The 15,105-nt window shown below is 64.1% G+C and carries 14 protein-coding genes; 4 read left to right on the top strand and 10 right to left on the bottom strand.

The window, feature by feature from the left end; translation table 11 throughout:
• Window positions 1-13: 13 nt before the first annotated feature.
• The 3 genes from AWB77_RS29090 to AWB77_RS29080 all read right to left on the bottom strand — a co-directional run bounded on the left by AWB77_RS29090 (window position 14) and on the right by AWB77_RS29080 (window position 2,507).
• Window positions 14-760, bottom strand: a complete 747-nt coding sequence (locus AWB77_RS29090; RefSeq protein WP_061137940.1) for an SDR family NAD(P)-dependent oxidoreductase — start codon at window positions 758-760, stop codon at window positions 14-16.
• 4 nt (window positions 761-764) lie between these two features.
• Window positions 765-1,127, bottom strand: coding sequence for a cupin domain-containing protein (locus AWB77_RS29085; RefSeq protein ID WP_061137939.1), 363 nt, complete (start codon window positions 1,125-1,127; stop codon window positions 765-767).
• Window positions 1,128-1,190: 63 nt separating this feature from the next.
• A complete protein-coding gene (locus tag AWB77_RS29080) occupies window positions 1,191-2,507 on the bottom strand; it encodes a citrate synthase (protein WP_208601576.1) in 1,317 nt (438 codons plus the stop codon).
• A 121-nt stretch (window positions 2,508-2,628) separates the two neighbouring features.
• Between AWB77_RS29080 and AWB77_RS29075 the strand changes: the two genes are divergently transcribed.
• The 4 genes from AWB77_RS29075 to AWB77_RS29060 all read left to right on the top strand — a co-directional run bounded on the left by AWB77_RS29075 (window position 2,629) and on the right by AWB77_RS29060 (window position 7,266).
• Entirely contained in the window at window positions 2,629-3,990 is a 1,362-nt protein-coding gene (locus AWB77_RS29075; RefSeq protein ID WP_061137938.1) for an MFS transporter, read from the top strand.
• Between the two features lie 33 nt (window positions 3,991-4,023).
• Window positions 4,024-4,785: a class II aldolase/adducin family protein gene (locus AWB77_RS29070; RefSeq protein ID WP_082852772.1), complete on the top strand. Its 762-nt coding sequence runs from the start codon at window positions 4,024-4,026 to the stop codon at window positions 4,783-4,785.
• Window positions 4,786-4,904: 119 nt separating this feature from the next.
• A complete protein-coding gene (locus AWB77_RS29065; RefSeq protein ID WP_061137937.1) occupies window positions 4,905-6,812 on the top strand; it encodes an FAD-binding monooxygenase in 1,908 nt (635 codons plus the stop codon).
• A gap of 10 nt (window positions 6,813-6,822) precedes the next feature.
• Window positions 6,823-7,266 carry a MarR family winged helix-turn-helix transcriptional regulator gene (locus tag AWB77_RS29060; RefSeq protein ID WP_061137936.1) on the top strand — a complete coding sequence of 148 codons (444 nt, stop codon included), beginning with the start codon at window positions 6,823-6,825 and terminating at the stop codon, window positions 7,264-7,266.
• A gap of 92 nt (window positions 7,267-7,358) precedes the next feature.
• Here the strand turns inward: AWB77_RS29060 and acnB are convergent, their stop codons facing one another.
• The 7 genes from acnB to AWB77_RS29025 form a co-directional block, all read right to left on the bottom strand.
• Complete coding sequence (gene acnB / locus AWB77_RS29055) at window positions 7,359-9,944, bottom strand: bifunctional aconitate hydratase 2/2-methylisocitrate dehydratase (RefSeq protein ID WP_061137935.1); 2,586 nt, start codon at window positions 9,942-9,944, stop codon at window positions 7,359-7,361.
• Between the two features lie 186 nt (window positions 9,945-10,130).
• On the bottom strand, window positions 10,131-10,376 hold the full coding sequence (locus AWB77_RS29050) for a hypothetical protein (RefSeq protein ID WP_061137934.1): 246 nt from the start codon (window positions 10,374-10,376) through the stop codon (window positions 10,131-10,133).
• A gap of 249 nt (window positions 10,377-10,625) precedes the next feature.
• On the bottom strand, window positions 10,626-11,258 hold the full coding sequence (locus AWB77_RS29045; protein WP_061137933.1) for a lysozyme inhibitor LprI family protein: 633 nt from the start codon (window positions 11,256-11,258) through the stop codon (window positions 10,626-10,628).
• Between the two features lie 222 nt (window positions 11,259-11,480).
• Entirely contained in the window at window positions 11,481-11,951 is a 471-nt protein-coding gene (locus tag AWB77_RS29040; protein WP_061137932.1) for a ribonuclease, read from the bottom strand.
• 108 nt (window positions 11,952-12,059) lie between these two features.
• Window positions 12,060-13,367, bottom strand: a complete 1,308-nt coding sequence (locus AWB77_RS29035) for a chloride channel protein (protein WP_061137931.1) — start codon at window positions 13,365-13,367, stop codon at window positions 12,060-12,062.
• Between the two features lie 49 nt (window positions 13,368-13,416).
• Window positions 13,417-13,848 (bottom strand): MarR family winged helix-turn-helix transcriptional regulator, encoded by a 432-nt coding sequence (locus tag AWB77_RS29030; protein WP_061137930.1) that lies wholly within the window; start codon window positions 13,846-13,848, stop codon window positions 13,417-13,419.
• 52 nt (window positions 13,849-13,900) lie between these two features.
• Entirely contained in the window at window positions 13,901-15,028 is a 1,128-nt protein-coding gene (locus tag AWB77_RS29025; protein WP_061137929.1) for a YbdK family carboxylate-amine ligase, read from the bottom strand.
• Window positions 15,029-15,105: the final 77 nt, after the last annotated feature.

The following is a 15,105-nucleotide window of genomic DNA, read 5'->3' as shown; positions in this document are numbered from 1 at the left end:
CAAGCGCCGATAACTAGAACGGGCTGATTCCCGACATGCCGCCATCGACGGCGATATCGGCGCCGGTCATGTATCGCGATGCATCGGTCGCCAGGAAAAGAATCGCGGCGGCGATTTCGGCGGGATCGGCGGGACGCTTCATCGGAATGACTTTCGCCCATTCGAGCAGTTGCGCTTCCGACATGCCGAGCGTGTCGAAGATCGGCGTGTTCGCGACGCCCGGCGAGATGCTGTTCACGCGTATGTCCTGGTCGACCAATTCGGCGGCGAAGCTTTTCGCCAGCGACACGACCGCCGCCTTCGACGCGCAATACGCCGAGAAATGCTTCGTGCCCTGATTGGCCGCGAGCGATGCGACCAGAACGATCGATGCGGGCCGCGCAACGAACGGCAAGGCTTCGCGCACCGTCGCATACACGCCGCCGACGTTGACGTTCATCACTTCCGAGAACTGTTCCAGCGATGTCTCGCGCACCGGCGTTTGCCGCGAGATGCCCGCGTTGGCGACGAGCACGTCGACAGCGCGCCCGAAATGCGCCGTCGCTGCGCTGTAGAGACGTTGCATGTCGGCGGGATTCGCGGCATCGGCCACGATCGGAAGCGCATGTTCGCCCAGTTCGCGCGCGGCCTGCTCGAGCTTGTCGGCGTTTCGTGCGCTGATCGCCACCCGCGCGCCTTCGGACACGAAGCGTTGCGCCGTCGCGAATCCGATGCCCGAACTCGCGCCGGTCACGACGGCCAGTCGATTTTCGAGCAGCATCGCTTCATCCCCGCAGGTTGATGACGAGGGCGCGGCCCGAGCGGATCGCGCGCGTCGTGTGTCCGGTGCCGTGCAGATCGCCTGCGACGAACACCGAGCCTTCGTCGAAACGCCGCGTGAGTTCGCCGTCGCGCACGGACACTTCGAGCTCGCCTTCCAGCACGACGACATACTGCCGCGCTGGCGGGTTATGCCGATCGAGGAAATAGCCTGCGTCGAACTCGTGCACGAGCACGCTTTCGCACGGCTGCGGCGCCGACAGCAACACGGCAACGCCGTTGAACATCACGGCGCCGGTTTCGAACACGCGGATGGTCCGGAATGCCGAATGCCCGTCGTGATCGGTGTAGAGCTCAACGCAGTCCATGATTTCTCCCGATGCCGCCGTCTTTGCGCAGACGAATGCGCGGTGAAACGCGACGTCGCTGCATCAATCGACTTTAGACGACGTTGCGGCGTCAGCCAAACCTGCGGATTGCGTCATGTCATATTTCGCGCGCGGACGCAGCAGGAACGCCTGCGTGCGCTGCTCCATCACATGCGCGACCCAGCCGGCCGTGCGGCTGACGATCCAGATGGCCGTCGCCGATCCATCGGGCAAGCCGAGCGCGCGAGCGAGCGTGACGAGGCCGAGCGCGACGCCGGGATGCGCGTTCAGTTCGCGCCGCATGCGCTCGAGAAACGCGATCGTCACGCGCGTGCGCTCGCTCGCGGCGGATGCGGCGCCGCCGTGCTCAGCGATCTGCGCGGCGGCGCGCAGCATCTGATCCGCGCGCGGATCGCCGCCGGGATAAAGCGGATGATTGAAGCCGAAGAGACTCGCGCCGTACTCGCGCACGCGATCGACACGCGCATCGAGTTCCGACAACGGCTCGCACAGCAGCAAAGTCTCGATCTTCTCGGTGCCGGTGCCAGTGGAAAAGCCGATATGCGAGCCGATCGCCGCCGCCACGCAACTGAACAGATCCGCATTGGTCGATGCCGCCACGCGCGCCGAAAACGTTGCGGGCGCGAGTTCGTTGTCGGCAAGCACGACGAGCGCCGTGCCGAGCGCGCGCATCGTCGCGGGTGAAACCGTCGCACCGGCGGCGCGCAGAATCTGCCCGGCGATGCTCTCGCCGTCCGCGCGGGCGCAAAAAGCACGCGCTGGGCCGAGAAAGCCCACGCAGCCCGCCATGCTCTGAAGCATCAGACGCGCGGCCTGCACGGCGCCGCCATCGGCGATTTCGCGCGTGCCGCGCCCTTGCATCGCGAGCGCGAACGGCACCATGCCGAGCAACGCGCCGATGTCGCCGCTCGCGACACCGCCCTCGTACACCGACAAAAAGCGCAGCACGTCGGGCGGCGTCTCCAGCACACCCCACACCGCGAGACCGCTTTGCCAGATGCCCGTCGTGAGCAGATGCACGACCGATTCGAACGCCGCGCCCGATCCGGCCAGATCGACCGCAAGCCGATTGCGATAGCGCGGCCCGTGCGGTGTGATCTGCGTGATCGCGGAATGCAGCACCGGATCGCCCAGACGCAGTGTGGATTCCGCCACCGCGCCGCTCGGCGGACGCCCGCGTTTCCGCGCCGCGAGGCGCTCGATATCGCGCCGCAGATAGAGACGCTTGCGGCCGTCCTCGTGCGGCGTGGCGCGCACCAGACCGCGGCTGACATAGGCGTAGAGCGTCGCCGCCTTGATGTTCAGCCGCGCCAGCGCTTCCTCGCAGCTCAGCACGTCGTTCCAGTTTCCTTCAGTCATGTTCGCCGTTCTTCTTGCATCGCCATCAATACATTGATTTTAAAACTCAATATTGATGAATATAAACTCTATCAGTAGAGTGAACTCCGCGACAACACAAAAACGATTCCGGAGACACCGCATGACCCTCGACACGACGCCCTTGCCGCGCGGCCGGCTCGACCTGCGCGACACGCTCCAGGCCGCGCCGCTCGGCGCGTTCCATTTCCGTCTCGCGATCCTGCTCGCGTTGATCCTCTGGTACGACGGCTTCGATCTGTACAACGCGTCGTACATCGTTCACGACGTCGCGCCCGCGTGGCATCTGTCGCCCAGTCAGATCGGGCTGCTGCTGTCGTGCGGACTTGGCGGCTTCGCGATCGGCTCGGCGGTCTCGGGCTTGTTCGGCGATCGCTTCGGGCGGCGTCGCGTGATTCTGCCGGGCGTGTGGATATCGAGCGCGATGAGTCTCGCCATCGCGGTATACGCGCACGATCTGACCTCATTCGTCGCGCTGCGCTTCGTCATGGGTCTCGCGCTGGGCTTGCTGATGCCGATGTGCGTCACGTACATCAACGAGATCGCGCCGAAGCGTGCGAACAACGTCTTCACGATCGGCTTCTTCTCGCTCGGCTGGATCGGCGGTGCGACGAGTTCGGGCTTCATCGCCGCGTGGCTGATGCCGCGCTTCGGCTGGCAGAGCATGTACTACACCGGCGCGCTGGCGATGATCCTCGCATTCGCGCTGCAATTCGTGCTGCCGGAATCCGTGGCGTTTCTCGCAAGCCGCAACCGCATGGACGAAGTACGCGCGCAACTCGCGCGCTTCTGGCCGGCGCGCGCCGCCGACTTCCGCGATGCCGAACTCGTCACGCCCGCGCCGACCGTGAAGGCCGGTTCGCTACGCGCGCTCTTAGCCGCGCGCTTTCGGCGGCAGACGCTGTGTTTCTGGGCGATGGGCGCGCTTTCGCTGTTCTCGTCGTACGGACTGTCCGGCTGGCTGCCGACCATCCTTCTGAAGCGCGGCGAAAACCTCTCGATCAGCTTCGCCTACGGTTCGCTGCTGGTGTTCGCTTCCGCGTTCGGCAGCCTGCTTTCGGGCTTCGTCGCGGATCGCATCGGCAACCGGCGGCTCGCAATGTCGATCGCATGGCTGCTCGGCGCGAGCGCCATCGCGATGCTCGGGCTGATGGCGGGCGGCCCGCTCTTTCTCGTCATCGTGGTCGCGGGCATGTTCGTGATCGGCACGCAAACGGTCCTGAACAATCTCGTCGCGGTGAGTTATCCGACCGAAATTCGCAGCACCGGCGTCGGTGTGTTCTTCGGCATTGCGCGCTTCGGCGCGATGTGCGGCCCCGCGATTTCCGGCGTGCTGCAGCAGGCGACCGGCGGCCCCGGCGCGATGTTTTTCGTGCTGGCGGCATCGCTCGTCACGGCTGCCGCGCTCGTCTTTCTCGTCGAGCGGCCGGAACGTCTGACCGAAATCACCGCATTCGGACACTGACACGTCCTTTCCCACTACACACAGAACGACACCATGACGCAGAACACGCCCTACACCGCCGCTCAAACGACCCACGACGCGCACGACATGCAGCGCCTCTTCGACGACCTCGCCGCCGCCAATCACATCCTCGCGCAGCATGAAGTGCTCGACGGCTTCGGTCACGTGAGCGTGCGCGATCCGCGCAATCCGCACCACTTCCTGATCGCGCAGTCGATGGCGCCCGAACTCGTTCAGCCCGACGACATCCTCACGCTCGATTTCGACTGTCAGCCGGTCGACGGCGACACGCGCAAGCGCTATCTGGAAACGTGGATTCACGCCGAAATCTATCGCGCGCGCCCCGACGTGCAGTCGGTCGTGCATAGCCATTCGCCATCGGTGATTCCGTTCGCGGCGTCGTCGGTGCGGCTGCGGCCGATCTATCACATGGCGGGCTTTCTCGCGAGCGGCTCGCCCGTGTTCGATATCCGCCATTGCTTCGGCTGCACCGACATGCTCGTGCGCAACAGCGCGCAAGGCCGCGCGCTTGCCGAAACGCTCGGCGATTCCGATGTGGCGCTGATGCGCGGTCACGGTTTCGTCGCGACGGGGCCGTCGCTGCCGGCGGCCGTGTATCGCGCGATCTATACGGAACTGAACGCGGGCATGCAGCAGAAAGCCATCGCGCTCGGCGGCGAAGTCACCTATCTCGACGAAGGCGAAGGCCGCGCCAGCACGGACACCAACCTCGGCGTGATCGAGCGGCCCTGGACGCTGTGGAAACGGCAGGTCGAAGCGCTGCGCCGCGATTGACCGCGCATCGTGCTGACGATCTAGGTGTAAACATCCGGTGGCGCGGAATCGCTAGGAAATAGTTGGTGTACGGAGTATATTTCGAATCAACGAGACATCGATTCAACGAGGAAGACACCATGCAATTCCATCTCGACGGTTTCCGCGTCGGCGACCCGGCGATCGAGCCCGCCATCGAAACCGCGCCGCGCGACGGCATGCCCGAAACCGTCGACGTGCTCATCGCCGGCAGCGGGCCTGCGGGGCTCGTGCTGGCCGCGCAACTGGCGCAGTTTCCGTCGATCGATACGCGCATCGTCGAACGCCGCTCCGGGCCGCTCCTGATGGGTCAGGCGGACGGCGTCGCGTGCCGTACCGTCGAGATGTTTCACGCGTTCGGCCTGAGCGACCGTCTGCTGCGCGAGGCGTACTGGGTCAACGAAACCGCGTTCTGGCGGCCCGATGCGAACGATCGCGGCGCGATCAGGCGTACCGGACGCGTTCAGGATACCGAAACAGGTTTGTCGGAGTTCCCGCATGTGATCGTCAACCAGGCGCGCGTGCAGGACTATCTGCTCGATGCGATGCGACGCTCCGCGCGGCGTCTCGAGCCGGACTACGATCTCGAAGTCGTGAACGTCGAGCGCGACGGCGAGGGCGACTATCCCGTGCGCGTCGCATTGCGGCGCACCGATGCCGCGCGGCTCGACGAAATCGTCACCGTGCGCGCGCGTTATGTCGTGGGTTGCGATGGCGCGCGCAGCCGTGTGCGCGCGGCCATCGGCCAGACGCTGCGCGGCGACGCGGCGAATCACGCGTGGGGCGTGATGGATGCGCTCGCCGTCACGGATTTCCCCGACATCCGTCTGAAGGCCGCGATTCAATCCGCGAGCGAAGGCAACCTGCTCATCATTCCGCGCGAAGGCGGCTATCTCGTGCGCTTTTACGTCGATCTCGGCGAAGTCACGGCGGAGAATCGCGACGCGCTCAAGCAGACGAAGGTCGATCGCATCATCGGCACGGCGCAGCGCATCCTGCATCCCTATTCGCTCGACGTCAAGGAAGTCGCATGGTTCTCCGTGTACGAGGTCGGCCAGCGCCTGACCGATCGTTTCGACGATGCCATCGCCGCCGACGGCACATCGCGCGAGCCGCGCGTGTTCATCGCGGGCGACGCGTGCCATACGCACAGCGCGAAGGCCGGCCAGGGCATGAACGTGTCGATGCAGGACGGCTTTAATCTCGGCTGGAAACTCGGCGCGGTGCTGCGCGGTATCGGCGACGCCGCGCTGCTGCGCACGTATTCCGACGAGCGTCAGCCGATTGCGCAGGAACTCATCGACTTCGATAAAGAATGGTCCGCGATGATGGCCGCGCCGCCGAAAGACCCGAACCGGCCCGAAGCGGGCGGCGTCGATCCGGCCGAGCTTCAGGCGTACTTCGTCAAGGCCGGGCGCTACACGGCGGGCGTCGCGACGCGCTATCGGCCCGCGATGCTGACCGGCGAGGCGACGCATCAGGCGCTCGCGAGCGGCTTTGCGATCGGCACGCGCTTTCACTCGTCGCCCGTCATCCGCTTGGCCGATGCGAAGCCGATGCACCTCGGTCACGTTGCGCAAGCCGACGGACGCTGGCGTCTGTACGCGTTCGCCGACGCGGACCGCCGCGCCTTCGACGCGCTATGCGAACATCTCGCGGCATCGCCGGAATCGGTGTTGCGGCTCGGCACGCCGCAAGGCGCCGACCTGGACAGCGTGCTCGACCTGCGCGCGGTGTTCCAGCAGGATCATCGCGACATTCGGCTCGAAGATTTGCCGCGCGTGCTGCTGCCGCGCAAGGGGCGCTATGGTCTGATCGATTACGAGAAGGCATTTACCCGCGATGGCGCGGCTGATATCTTTCACGAGCGCGGCATCGACCGCGAACGGGGCGCGCTCGTCGTGGTCCGTCCGGATCAATACGTCGCGCATGTCCTGCCACTGGACGCGCATGCGGAACTCAACGCCTTTTTCCGGCCGATATTTCCGCAGGCGCCGGCCCGCTCCTGAACCGATCAAATTGCCGAAGAAAGAAGACCATCCCGACGCATTGTCGAAATATACGGGCAGCCTCGTGCGGCGCGCACAGCAACGCCATGTCGCGGTGTGGCTCGCCGAGGTTTCCGCCGACATCACGAGCGTGCAGTACGCGGCGCTCGAAATCCTGCACAAGACGCCCGGCGTGAATCAGCGGCAACTCGGCGACGAGCTCGACGTGGACCGTTCGACCATCGCCGATCTCGTCGCGCGCATGGTCCGCAACGGCCTCATCGAGCGCTCCGACGATCTCGTCGACAAGCGCAGCTACGTGCTCTTTCTGACCGCCGCCGGAAAGAAGCAACTCGCGACGCTGCGCCCGCGCGTAGAAGAGGTCGAGCGCATTCTCACGGCGCGGCTCACGTCGAAGGAAAGTCTCGAACTCAGGCGATTGCTCGCCGCGCTGCTGCCGCGCGAAGGCGACTGATGCATGCAGCGCCCGATACTCGAGGCGCGGCAAGAAAAAAGCGCCGCGATCTTTCGATTGCGGCGCTACGAGCAAAGCTAAAACCAGCGTGCTTACATCTGCACGGTGTCGGCGACTTCCTTGAAGTCTTCGATGCGGTCGAAGTTCATGTACTGATAGATCTTGTCGCCGTTGGCGTTCAGCACGCCCATGTCGGCCATGTACTCTTCCTTCGTCGGAATCTTGCCCAGACGCGAGCAGATTGCCGCCAGTTCCGCCGATCCGAGATACACGTTCGTGTTCTTGCCCAGACGGTTCGGGAAGTTACGCGTCGACGTCGACATGACCGTTGCGCCTTCGCGCACTTGCGCCTGATTGCCCATGCACAGCGAGCAGCCCGGCATTTCGGTGCGCGCGCCCGCCGTGCCGAACACACCGTAATGGCCTTCTTCGGTCAGTTGCTTCTGGTCCATCTTGGTCGGCGGCGCGACCCACAGCTTGACCGGAATGTCGCGCTTGCCTTCGAGCAGCTTCGACGCTGCGCGGAAGTGGCCGATATTCGTCATGCACGAACCGATGAACACTTCGTCGATCGTAGCGCCAGCCACGTCCGACAGCGTCTTCACGTCGTCCGGATCGTTCGGGCACGCGACGATCGGCTCGTGGATATCGGCCAGATCGATTTCGATGACGGCGGCGTATTGCGCGTCGGCGTCCGGCTGCAGCAATTGAGGATCGGCGAGCCACGCTTCCATGGCCTTAATACGGCGTTGCAGGCTGCGCGGGTCCTGATAGCCCTGCGCGATCATCCACTTCAACAGCGTGATGTTGCTGTTGAGATATTCGATGATCGGTTCCTTGTTCAGATGCACCGTGCAACCCGCAGCCGAACGCTCGGCGGACGCATCCGACAGTTCGAACGCCTGCTCGACCTTCAGATCGGGCAGACCTTCGATTTCGAGGATGCGGCCCGAGAAGATGTTCTTCTTGCCTTGCTTCGCGACCGTCAGCGTGCCCGCCTTGATGGCGTACAGCGGAATGGCGTTGACGAGGTCGCGCAGCGTGACGCCCGGCTGCATCTTGCCCTTGAAGCGCACGAGCACCGATTCCGGCATGTCGAGCGGCATCGTGCCGGTGGCCGCCGCGAACGCGACCAGACCCGATCCCGCCGGGAAGCTGATGCCGATCGGGAAGCGCGTGTGCGAGTCGCCGCCGGTGCCGACGGTATCGGGCAGCAGCATGCGGTTCAGCCACGAGTGGATCACGCCGTCGCCGGGGCGCAGCGAAATGCCGCCGCGCGTGCTGATGAAGTTCGGCAGCGTCTGATGCGTCTTCACGTCGACAGGCTTGGGATACGCGGCCGTGTGACAGAACGACTGCATGACGAGATCGGCCGAGAAGCCGAGGCATGCGAGATCCTTCAGTTCGTCGCGGGTCATCGGGCCGGTCGTGTCCTGCGAGCCGACCGACGTCATGCGCGGTTCGCAATACGTGCCCGGACGCACGCCCTGGCCTTCCGGCAGACCGCATGCGCGGCCAACCATCTTTTGCGCGAGCGAGAAGCCACGGCCGCTGTCGGCGGGCTGCTGCGGCAGGCGGAACAGCGTCGACGCCGCGAGGCCGAGCGCTTCACGCGCCTTCGCCGTCAAGCCGCGACCGATGATGAGCGGAATGCGGCCGCCGGCGCGCACTTCGTCGAACAGCACGTCGGACTTGACCTGGAATTCGGCGATCACTTCGCCGTTCTTCAGCGCCTTTCCTTCGTACGGGCGCAGTTCGACGACATCGCCCATTTCCATCTTCGAGACATCGAGTTCGATCGGCAATGCGCCTGCGTCTTCCATCGTGTTGTAAAAGATCGGGGCGATCTTGCCGCCGAGACACACGCCGCCGAAACGCTTGTTCGGGATGAACGGAATGTCTTCGCCGGTGAACCACAGCACCGAGTTGGTCGCCGACTTGCGCGATGAACCCGTGCCGACCACGTCGCCCACATACGCGACGAGATGGCCCTTCTCTTTCAGCGATTCGATGAACGCGACCGGGCCGCGCTTGCCATCTTCTTCCGGCGTGATGCCGGGACGCGCGTTCTTCAGCATCGCCAGCGCGTGCAGCGGAATGTCCGGGCGCGTGGTGGCGTCGGGAGCCGGCGAGAGGTCGTCGGTATTCGTTTCGCCCGTGACCTTGAACACGGTGACGGTCAGGCTTTGCGGCACTTCCGGACGGCTCGTGAACCATTCGGCATCGGCCCAGCTTTGCAGCACTGCGCGCGCGTGGGCATTGCCGTTATCGGCGAGTTCCTTCACGTCGTGGAACTGGTCGAACATCAGCAACGTCTTCTTCAGCGCTTCGGCCGCCACCGCGCCCACTTCGGCGTCCGAGAGCAATTCGATCAGCGGCGCGATGTTGTAGCCGCCCAGCATGGTGCCGAGCAGTTCGGTGGCGCGCTGTCGCGAGATCAGCGCGCAGGCGGTCTCGCCCTTCGCGACGGCGGCGAGGAAGCCCGCCTTGACGCGCGCGGCGTCGTCCACGCCAGCGGGCACGCGGTTGGTGATGAGATCGACCAGCGTCTGCTCTTCGCCCGCGGGCGGATTCGTCAGCAGCTCGACCAGTTCGGCGGTCTGCTGCGCCGTCAGAGGCAGAGGAGGAATGCCGAGCGCGGCGCGCGCGGCTACATGAGCGCGAAAATTTTCAAGCATGAGGGACCGTTGTTATTGCGTTGCAGGGGAAGTCTTTCCAGACACGCCGAAGCTGCGCCGGGCATTGCTTTGAGCGCGATTTTACATGCGATGGCGCATCGCGTCAAATGTCTTATGTCTTATGTCTTATACAAGAGTTGGCGGCGACGCCTTTGCCTGCGTGAAATTTCGCGGCGGACGTGCGTTTCAGCCGAGCCGTTTCATGCCATCGCGTGCGCTGAGACGCTGCAGGCGATCGCTGACTTCCCGCGCTTTCGATTCCAGATTGCTGTCGCGCGGCCATGCATCGACGATATGTTCGAGCCTGCTTCGCCAGTAAGCGGGTTCCTTGACCGGCGTGCCATTGCACCAATCGATATCCGCCCGTTCCAGCAACGAGACGGCGGTCTTGAGGAAAAGCAGCTCGCGTTCGACTTCCGTGTACGATCTCATGCGTGCTTATCCGGTGATGTCGTCGTTATGCAGGATATCGAAACATTTCGCCGATGACCGAGGGCGAATCGATTCGCCAAATAGAAGGCATCGCCGCCCCTTGGCGGCCGTTTCGGACAAGTCCAGTTTAGACAAACAGAAACTGTACGTCGTACTTTTACATTTTCTACGCGCCCAATTACATCGTACGGATGGACGGTTTTCATCGGCGGGAAAACGCGGCCTGTCACGGCGCGTTTTCCTTCGCGATCAGAACGCGATGCGAACCTGGCCTTGCGCGCAACCGGTTGGGCATGGCGCGGACGCGCGTCCGGTCATCGACGAGTGCGACATGTTGAGCATGGACATGGGCGTCACGGTCCGCAGCCGTTCGATATCGCCCTGCCCCGGCACGGCGCCCGTCTGCTCGTCCTTCGCCGCCGCCAATCCTTTCAGACGCAACACGGCCGCTTCCGCCGATGGCGCTAGCCGCTGTTCCGCGATGCCCGCCTTCGTCCTCTTCGCGGTCTGCGTCATGCCATGCACGACGTCCGCCTCCAGTTCCGAGATTCGTCGCGTGTACCAGTCCGCCACGCACGCCTTGTCCTTGCAGTTTCGCTGACGCCATTGCCATTGCGTGACGCGGTCGGCATCGAGCGCCGTGGGATCGGGCGCCGCTTCGTGCGCTGCGCGGAACACGGCGGCGAGTTTATCGTCGAGCGATGAAAGCGCGGGGTCCGCGCAGACGATTCGCTCTGACGCGGACGCGTCACGCGGACAACGAAAGCTCGCCGCATGCGATACCGATATCGCCCCGAGCGACGTCAACAGCAAGCACGCCGCGAGACGCGCGCGGTGTCGGGCATCGATTGACCGGCTGCGCAGCTTCTTTCCTGAATTCATGGTTGGCCTGTTTCCCAGATGGATGGTCTCGTTCAACCGACAGCTCGTGTGCGCGCTTCGTCGTCGCATCGAACTGTGGTGTGTCGCGGCGGATCGAACCGCCGTATCGAACGATAGGCCAAGGCCCGCTTCGTCGAATCGCCGATCAATGCGCAATTCGCCTCAGGCGTTACCGGGCATTACTTTGTGTTGGCGTTGCTTATTCGACGGGCGTCGAACTCGCTATGGCGCGATGCGCTTGAAGCTGGCGTAGTAATCGTCGGTGTAGTAGCAGTCGCTGGTCTGCTTGCGCGCGCCGCCGCAGACGATGCGGCGCTGCCCGCGATCCGAAGAGCCTGGCGTGCGGACGGTGTAAGCGTGGTAATAGCCGCGCGGATGCTGCGCGAGCAATCCCGCGCTGTTGCGAAAGAGAACGCCGTCCTCGCCGAACGGGAACGGACCGCCTGCTTTGATGAGACGCAGCGTTTCGGCGGCTTCGCCCGGCAACTGCGCTTGCTTGACGACGGCCAGCGCGCCCGGCACTTGCGCGCTTGATGCCGCCTGCACCCCGCTCGCCGACGACGCGGCCTGATCCGCTGCCTGACTCGCGGATGCGCCCGTTTCCTGAGTGGCGTTTCGCGATCCGTCCTTGCCGCATCCGCCAAGGATCGCGCTGACGATGACGATGCTGGAGATAGCCCACGTTCGCTTCACGAAACGATTGTCTCCGGGTTAACCCGCGTTGGACGGACACGAACGTTTCAAGATTATCGCTAACGGCGAGGCGAAGCAACCGCGCGCACGAGAATCGCGCGCCGCGCGCTACTTGCTCATGTACTTATGCGCGAGCGCTTCATAGAGCGGCGGTGCGAACAGCTTCGAAACCTGGCTGGAGATCAGCGCCGTGGCCATCAGCGAGAGCACGAGCGCGTGTCCATTGATCATCTCGATGACGATCACGAACGCCGTGATAGGACTCTGCGTGACGGCGGCGAGATAGCCGACCATTCCGAGCGCGATCAGCATCGGCAACTGCATGCCGCCGAAGACGAGATGCAGCGCATTGCCGATGCCCGCGCCGATTGCGAGCGATGGCGCGAAAAGTCCGCCTGGCGCGCCCGGAAGATACGAGCCGATCATCGACGCCATTTTCAGCAGCGGATAGCTCGCGCCGAGTTGCGAGCCGCCTTCGAGCATGCCGCGCGCTTCGGCGTAGCCGCTGCCGAACGTGTGCCCGCCCGCCGCCACGCCGATCACGGCGATCACGAGGCCGCATGCCGCACCGAAGGCAACCGGCCGCGCCTGACGCCAGCTCACGAGTTGAGCCGGCATCCAGCGTTGCGTATTGAGCAGCAGCCAGCAGAAGATACCGCCCGCGATGCCCGTCACGACGCCGAGCAGAATGACGGCGAGCGCGAGCGACTCGGGAAAGTGCCCGCTGAAATCGATCGTGCCGAAATAGGTGTAGTTGCCTTGCAGCCCGAGCGACACGATCCCCGCGAAGATGATCGCCGTGATGAGCACGCCGCTCGTGCGCTGCTCGAAGCTGCGCGTGAGTTCCTCGATGGCGAACACCACGCCCGCGAGCGGCGCATTGAACGCGGCGGATAATCCCGCTGCCGCGCCCGCGAGCGCAAGATTGCGTTCGAGCGCGCCGCCACGCATGCTGCGCACGCGCGCCGGATAGAAGCGGCGCAGGCTGAACATGAGCGCCGCGCCGACGTGGATGGTCGGTCCTTCGCGCCCGATGGTGAAGCCGCCGAGTATCGACAGAAACGACACCGCGATCTTGCCCACGAGAATGCGGATCGTCAGAAGCTTCGGTCCCAGATCGCGGCCGTCGTGAAGCATCGCGATGACTTGCGGAATACCGCTGCCTTCAGCGCCCGGAAAGAAGCGGCGCGTCACCCAGACGCCGAACGCGCCGATAGCGGGCGTAATCAGCAGCGGCAGCCACCAATAGACCGCGGTGACGCGCAGAAAGTTGTTGTATCCGAAGTCGATCAGGCGCGCATACAACACCGCGACGAGCCCTGTCGCTACCGCGCCGAGCCAGAACGCGCCGTAGTGCAGCCACAGTCTTCTTGCACGCAGCAGCGTGCGCCGGTCAATGAATCCAGGAACGCGCATCAGGAAATCGTCGAATCGAATTTAAGGCACATTGTGACATAAACTGAACTCAGCCCTCGCCGAACACCCAGCCGAACGATCCGTAGTGCGCCTTGTGCGCGGCAGCGAGCCTGAGCAGACAGCGCTCGCCTTTTGCGGTCAGATGCACCTGCACCTGCCGTCGGTCGGTTTGGTCGGTCTTGCGTGTGACGAGCCCCGCCGACTCGCAGCGCGACACGAGCGCGGCGGTTCCATTGGGCGCGGCCTGGAGACGTTCCGCGAGTTCGCCGACGGTCGCCCATCGGCGCTCCGGGAATCCGCGTATGTGCAGCATCAACTGATACTGAAGCGTCGTGATGCCGGCTGCATTCGCGATCTCTTCCGACACGCGCAGAAACTTGCGCAACTCATAACGGAAGAGGGACATCGCTTCGAGATCGTGCTTGTCCGGCGGCGTGTTCTTCACTTTCGTCTTCTTGCTGGTATTCGTGTTCGACGACATTGGCGATCCTGATTCGTCACTTGTGCCGCGGATCATACAGCGTCGATGTCGCCTATCCGAGCGCCTGATCGCCGCGCCATACCCGGCATTGCTGTCGAACCACTTCGTGCAGCGAATCGTGCGCGCCGTAGACGCGGCGCAGCCACATGGCATCGCTCGATCCGGATGTCACGGTGCGCCGGATCATGTCGAGCCCTTCTTCCGCGCCGAGGATTCGCGCATGCCCGGCGATCGCGTCGAGCGTCGCGAGAATGTCGTCGCGGATCGCGCCGCGCTGACCGGACTCCGGATTCACGCAGGCGCCATCCAGCCCGAAGCGGCAGGCCATGAACCGGTTCGTCCGATACACCTCGTAATCGCGCTCGCTGAGATGCACGGGCGCATCGATCAGCAGATGGCGGGAGAGCGCCTGAATGTACGCGGCGATCGCAGCCGCCCATTCGACGCGTAACGGTGTGTCCATCACCCGCACTTCGATGGTGCCGTAGCCGGGACTCGGGCGGATATCCCAATAGAAATCCTTCAGGCTCTTGACGAGACCCGTGTTCGTCATCCGGTCGAAATACGCTTCGAACTCGGACCATCGCGTCATGAACGGCGCTTGCCCCGACAATGGAAACGGCGCGACCGAATTGAGCCGCGCGCACTGGAACTGCGTGTCGCTGCCCTGCACGAACGGAGACGATGCGGCCAGCGCGACGAAGTGCGGCACATAGCGCGACAGCGAATGCAACAGCACGAGCGCCGAATCGGGGTCCGGGCAGCCAACGTGCACATGCTGTCCGAAGATCGTGAATTGCTGATACAGCGCGCCATACAGATTCATCAGGTATTCGGAGCGTTCGCGTCCGTCCGAGCGCTGATCGAACCAGTTCTGGAAGAAGTTCGTGCCGCCGCCGCACACGCCCACGTTCAGGAAGTCGGCCGCGCGCACGAGCGTATCGCGCAGCACCTGCAGTTCGCTTCGCGCCTGATCGAAGTTCGTGCAGACACCCGTCGATAGCTCGATCATTCCTTCGGTCGTCTCGGGATTGATCGCGCCCGCGAAGCTTTCTTCCTTCACGCGATTGAGCAGCTCGGTCGTCGCCTTGGTCAGGTTGTAGTCGTGCGTGTTGACGACCTGAATTTCGAGTTCGACGCCGATGGTGAACGGTTCCGACGATGCGAATGGCTGCAGCATGGCATGTCCTGATTGCAACGCTGCACCGGCTCAGTGCATGAGCCGGCCAGGCGATCGTGGAATCATCGGTCAGAGAA

Source organism: Caballeronia fortuita, assembly GCF_001544835.2.
Classification (GTDB): Bacteria; Pseudomonadota; Gammaproteobacteria; order Burkholderiales; family Burkholderiaceae; genus Caballeronia; species Caballeronia fortuita.
This window is presented reverse-complemented; position numbering and strand designations above follow the sequence as displayed.

Excerpts from the sequence above, each read along its gene's own strand:
- AWB77_RS29050 (WP_061137934.1), bottom strand. The coding sequence starts at position 10,376 with ATGAGATCGTACACGGAAGTCGAACGCGAGCTGCTTTTCCTCAAGACC.
- AWB77_RS29085 (WP_061137939.1), bottom strand. The coding sequence starts at position 1,127 with ATGGACTGCGTTGAGCTCTACACCGATCACGACGGGCATTCGGCATTC.
- AWB77_RS29070 (WP_082852772.1), top strand. The coding sequence starts at position 4,024 with ATGACGCAGAACACGCCCTACACCGCCGCTCAAACGACCCACGACGCG.
- acnB (WP_061137935.1), bottom strand. The coding sequence starts at position 9,944 with ATGCTTGAAAATTTTCGCGCTCATGTAGCCGCGCGCGCCGCGCTCGGC.
- AWB77_RS29025 (WP_061137929.1), bottom strand. The coding sequence starts at position 15,028 with ATGCTGCAGCCATTCGCATCGTCGGAACCGTTCACCATCGGCGTCGAA.
- AWB77_RS29090 (WP_061137940.1), bottom strand. The coding sequence starts at position 760 with ATGCTGCTCGAAAATCGACTGGCCGTCGTGACCGGCGCGAGTTCGGGC.
- AWB77_RS29075 (WP_061137938.1), top strand. The coding sequence starts at position 2,629 with ATGACCCTCGACACGACGCCCTTGCCGCGCGGCCGGCTCGACCTGCGC.
- AWB77_RS29030 (WP_061137930.1), bottom strand. The coding sequence starts at position 13,848 with ATGTCGTCGAACACGAATACCAGCAAGAAGACGAAAGTGAAGAACACG.
- AWB77_RS29065 (WP_061137937.1), top strand. The coding sequence starts at position 4,905 with ATGCAATTCCATCTCGACGGTTTCCGCGTCGGCGACCCGGCGATCGAG.
- AWB77_RS29035 (WP_061137931.1), bottom strand. The coding sequence starts at position 13,367 with ATGCGCGTTCCTGGATTCATTGACCGGCGCACGCTGCTGCGTGCAAGA.
- AWB77_RS29045 (WP_061137933.1), bottom strand. The coding sequence starts at position 11,258 with ATGAATTCAGGAAAGAAGCTGCGCAGCCGGTCAATCGATGCCCGACAC.
- AWB77_RS29080 (WP_208601576.1), bottom strand. The coding sequence starts at position 2,507 with ATGACTGAAGGAAACTGGAACGACGTGCTGAGCTGCGAGGAAGCGCTG.